Source organism: Mycobacterium sp., assembly GCF_052143115.1.
In the GTDB taxonomy this organism is placed as follows: Bacteria; Actinomycetota; Actinomycetes; order Mycobacteriales; family Mycobacteriaceae; genus Mycobacterium.
The window spans coordinates 1-4,328 of sequence record NZ_JBKQTQ010000030.1 but is presented as its reverse complement, the minus strand read 5'-3'; the positions used below and the strand labels follow the sequence as shown (position 1 = coordinate 4,328).

The following is a 4,328-nucleotide window of genomic DNA, read 5'->3' as shown; positions in this document are numbered from 1 at the left end:
ATCACCGGCGGTGAGCGGGCCGACCTGGGCGGAGACCTGGCCGGCGGCTTCTACGTGCAGCCGACGATCTTCAGCGGCAACAACAAGATGCGGATCTTCCAGGAGGAGATCTTCGGGCCGGTGGTGGTGGTGACGTCGTTCCGCGATTACGACGACGCGATGAGCATCGCCAACGACACCCTCTACGGCCTGGGCGCGGGGGTGTGGAGCCGCGACGGCAACACCGCCTACCGGGCGGGCCGCGACATCCAGGCCGGTCGGGTGTGGGTCAACTGCTACCACGTCTACCCGGCGCATGCGGCGTTCGGTGGCTACAAGCAGTCCGGTTTCGGCCGAGAGACCCACAAGATGATGCTCGACCACTACCAGCAGACCAAGAACCTGATGGTGTCGTACTCGCAGAAGGCGCAGGGTTTCTTCTGATGACCCCGCGGGTGGTGATCACCTCCGCCGCCGCAACGCTGCTCGATGAGCTGCAGGACCGGCACGGTCCGGTGATGTTCCATCAGTCCGGTGGATGCTGCGACGGGTCGTCGCCGATGTGCTACCCGGAGGGGGACTTCATCGTCGGTGATCGCGATGTGCTGCTCGGTGTGCTCGACGTTGGTGCGGACGGGGTTCCGGTGTGGATCTCCGGGCCCCAATTCCAGGCCTGGAAACACACCCAGCTCGTCATCGACGTGGTGCCCGGCCGCGGCGGTGGGTTCAGCCTGGAAGCACCCGAGGGAATGCGGTTTTTGTCCCGCGGGCGGGCTTTCAGCGACGGCGAGAACGCGGAGCTCACGGCTACCCCGGTGATCGCTGGCGCCGACTACGAGCGCGGCGAGCGCCCGCCGGCACGCGCACCGGTGGTAGCTGCCGCCGCTGACGCTTGTTCGGTACCCGCAGGCCGCGCCGCGCTGGGGGCACTCCCCTGCGGAGCGGGGACCCCACCCGGCGGGCACGCCGGGGGAGTAAAGCCGTAGCGAGCAGCCGCGGCAGTATCGTCAAAGCGTGATACCGCTGCCGCGGAGCTGGCTGCTGACGAGCTCGATGCTGGTCGGCGTCGCGGTCGGGTTGCTGGGCGGAACGGCCGCGCTGGCCGTAAATCACGTTCGCATGCGCTCGGACGTCGCCATCGCGTTGGTAGTCGGGTTTCCCAGCGTCGTCGGGCTGCTGGTGATCCTGTTGTCCCGGCGGCGCTGGCTCACCGCGCTGGGCGTGTTCACCCTGGCGCTGGCGCCGGGATGGTTCGGTGTGCTGGCGGTGATCGAGGTGACGAGCCCTGCCTGACGAGGACCGTGTGGACAGCGAATCACTGCCGAAGACCGAGCCGTACACGCCGACCTTCGACACCGGCGCGCACCCCAGAGCCGAACCGGCGTTTATCGAGCCGGAACCGAAGCCTCGGCGACGCAGGTGGTGGCATCGGCGCTCGGACACGTCGGCGACGGAGATAGCGGATGAGCCGGCGAGCAGCCCCGCCCCGGCGGTTGAGGCCGCAGCGGGTGACGCACCGCCGTCCGGGGCGATGCATGCGCCAGCGCCGCCGATCGCCGTGCCCGGCCGCTACCACCACGTGAAATGGTGGCAGTTCATCCTCACGCTGCTGGCGGTGTGGGTCCCGGCGGCGGCGATCGGTTCCGGCCTGTTCTACTGGTGGACCCACGACAACTCCGCACACAAGACCCCGGTTGTCTTCGTGGTTTTGGTCTATGTCGTCGTGTGCACCGTCGCAGCCCTGATGCTGGCGATGGTGCCCGACCGGCCCCTGATGTCAGTGTTGGCCATCGCGATGATGTCAGCGGTGTTCGCTTCCGTCGTCGCCGCCGCCCCGTTCTACGGCGCGTTCTACTGCGACCACAGCCAGCGTCATTGCCTGATAGGCATCGTCCCGTACTGAGCCCCGTCGGCGCTGGAGCGGGGAAGCTTGGACGGCGGGCAAATCATGGCTATGCAAGGCTGGCGGGGTGAGCGACACGTCGGCCTCGTACACCCCGGCCGATCGCGACCTCGCCTCAATCGCCGACTTGATCGAAGACCCAGCGCGGGCAGCGATGCTCGCGGCCTTGGCCGGCGGTCGGGCGCTGCCGGCGGGGGAGCTGGCTCGGCGGGCCGGGGTGCATCCCGCCACTGCCTCCACGCATCTGCGCAGGCTGACCGAAGGCGGGTTGATCCGGGTCCGAGCCCAGGGCCGGCATCGATACCACGAGATCGTCAACCCCGAGGTGGCCACGGTGCTGGAGGCCATCGCCCAGATCGCGCCGCCGGCTCCGGTGCCCTCCCTGAGTCAGCGTCGCGCCGCCCGTGCGCTGTTCGAGGCGCGGACGTGCTATGACCACCTGGCCGGCCGTCGCGGCGTGCAACTTCGCGACCGGCTGTTGGCCACTGGGGCAATCCGCTGCCTCGACGACCGGGACCACGAGCTCACCGACCGCGGCCAGGACTTGCTCGACCAGCTGGGCATCGACCTGGCCGCACTGCGGGCGAGCCGACGGGTGTTCGCCCGCTCATGCATCGACTGGACCGATCGGCGGGTCCACCTAGCCGGGGCGCTTCCCGCCGCGATCACCAGCGTGTTCCTCGCCCGCGGCTGGCTCACCCGTGGGCCGGGCCGTAGCCTGCGCGTCGTCAGCGGCTACGACGACTACCTTGAAAAATGGCTGGCCACCTAACTTGGCCGAGAGCGGACTGGTACGTGGCCATTGCCTAGCCACGGGCGCCGGCGGTTCCCGCCGACTTCCGGGACGTCTACTACGAGCTGCTGGCACAGACGCTTCAGGCCGGCGCAGCCTCGGCTTCCTCTGAGCGGCGCCCAAACGTCCAATCACCTGAGTAGCGACCTTCGAAAACACGCAGGAATTTTATCCGGAAAGTTGGATATTTCTCAGCCTGGTCTCAGCTACAGTTCCAACTACGATTGGAACTGAGTGCAAAGGGGCTCGTCATGCTGCCGCGCACTCCTCCTTGGACTACCGCAGGCAGCGCGATTGCCCGCGACAAAGGTGACACCTGGGAACATCTAACTCCCGAAAGGCCGGTTCAGGGGGGTCGACGTGTGCCAGCGGAGGGCAGGTCGGGTTGGCCTTTGGTGGGCCGCGATGACGAGATCCGTCAGGCGTTGGCGGCACTCGAGCACGACGCGGAGTTTCAGGGCGTCGCGTTGGTCGGCGATAGCGGGGTCGGCAAATCGACACTGGCTCGCGCCCTGGCCACGACGGCCAAGTCGCGCGGGCTGATGGTGCGGTATGTGCTGGGCACCCAAACCGGCTCCGCCGTGGCATTGGGCGCGTTCTATCGGTCCGTGACCGTCGACGCTCCACGAGAACCCGCCGCGATGCTGGCCGCCGCGCATAGAGCCCTGGAGCGGGAAGAGAACCTGGTCGTCGTCGTCGATGATGCCCAGTTGCTCGATCCGTTGTCGTCGACGCTGGTGTACCAACTTGCCGCCAGCGGCAGTGCACGGGTGATCGTGACGATCCGGTCGGGCGACCACGTGTCCGATGCGGTGACAGCGCTGTGGAAAGAGCGGCTGTTGCTCAGTCTGCGCATTGAAGCGTTCACCCGGGAGCAGACCGGGGAGCTCGCCCGCGCCGTGCTCGGCGGCGCCGTCGATACCCGGCTGATCAACGAGTTACACGACCGGACTGCGGGCAGCCCGCTGCTGTTGCGCGGCTTGCTGAGCGCCGGCCGGGAAAGTGGTGTGTTGGTGCGCACGGAAGACGGCTGGCAGCTTCGAGGTGCGCTGCGCGCAGACCGCCAACTGCAGGATCTGCTCGAGTTTCGCCTGCGATCCCTTGCGCCGGAGGAGTTGGAGGCGGTCGAGGTTTTGGCGGCTGCCGAGGTGCTGGACTGGGAGATTTTGCGTGGGCTTTGCGATGCCGACGCGGTGGCACGCCTTGAGCGCCGTGGCGTGATCCAGTTCGTTGCCGATGGATCGCACACGGTGGCGCGGTTGTATCACCCGCTCTTGGGTGAGGTGGCAATGCAACGCGCTGGGGTGGTGCGCTCGCGGCAGCTCAATGGCATGCTGGCACAACATCTTCGGAAGCACATGCGGCCGGAAGAGCGGCGGTCGAGGTTGCCCGACGTGCGCACCCAGATCCAGCTGGCCCAGTTCATGACGCGCAGCGACCTCGCCCCGGACCTGGATGTGATGATCGATGCGGCGGCGAGCGCGATGACCATGTCGAACATAGCTCTCGCCGAAGAGCTGGCCCGGTTCGCGTTCGATCGCGGCGGGGGCTTGGCGGCTGCGGTCGTGCTTGCTGAGGCGATGGGTTGGCAGGGACGCGGCGACGAGGTCGAGGCGGTGCTTGGTGCCTTTGACCCCGATGGTGCCGATGAGT

General features: G+C 67.6%; 5 protein-coding genes and 1 pseudogene. All 6 read left to right on the top strand.

The window, feature by feature from the left end; genetic code table 11:
- A pseudogene (gene adh, locus ACLQI9_RS02965) lies at nucleotides 1-423 on the top strand (aldehyde dehydrogenase); the annotation flags it as partial.
- The gene (locus ACLQI9_RS02960; RefSeq protein WP_442382006.1) at nucleotides 423-965 is read left to right on the top strand and encodes a DUF779 domain-containing protein; all 543 of its coding nucleotides are present in this window, start codon (nucleotides 423-425) and stop codon (nucleotides 963-965) included. The pseudogene adh and the gene ACLQI9_RS02960, both read left to right, overlap by 1 nt.
- Nucleotides 966-993: 28 nt before the next feature.
- Nucleotides 994-1,272 (top strand): putative holin, encoded by a 279-nt coding sequence (locus tag ACLQI9_RS02955; protein ID WP_442382004.1) that lies wholly within the window; start codon nucleotides 994-996, stop codon nucleotides 1,270-1,272.
- 10 nt (nucleotides 1,273-1,282) lie between these two features.
- Nucleotides 1,283-1,882, top strand: coding sequence for a hypothetical protein (locus ACLQI9_RS02950; RefSeq protein WP_442382002.1), 600 nt, complete (start codon nucleotides 1,283-1,285; stop codon nucleotides 1,880-1,882).
- 67 nt (nucleotides 1,883-1,949) lie between these two features.
- Nucleotides 1,950-2,654 (top strand): ArsR/SmtB family transcription factor, encoded by a 705-nt coding sequence (locus ACLQI9_RS02945; RefSeq protein WP_442382000.1) that lies wholly within the window; start codon nucleotides 1,950-1,952, stop codon nucleotides 2,652-2,654.
- Between the two features lie 416 nt (nucleotides 2,655-3,070).
- Nucleotides 3,071-4,328: AAA family ATPase (locus ACLQI9_RS02940; protein WP_442390975.1), on the top strand; the 1,258-nt coding region annotated here is incomplete at its 3' end.

Coding starts and splice junctions, on each gene's coding strand:
- ACLQI9_RS02960 (WP_442382006.1), top strand. CDS start 423: ATGACCCCGCGGGTGGTGATCACCTCCGCCGCCGCAACGCTGCTCGAT.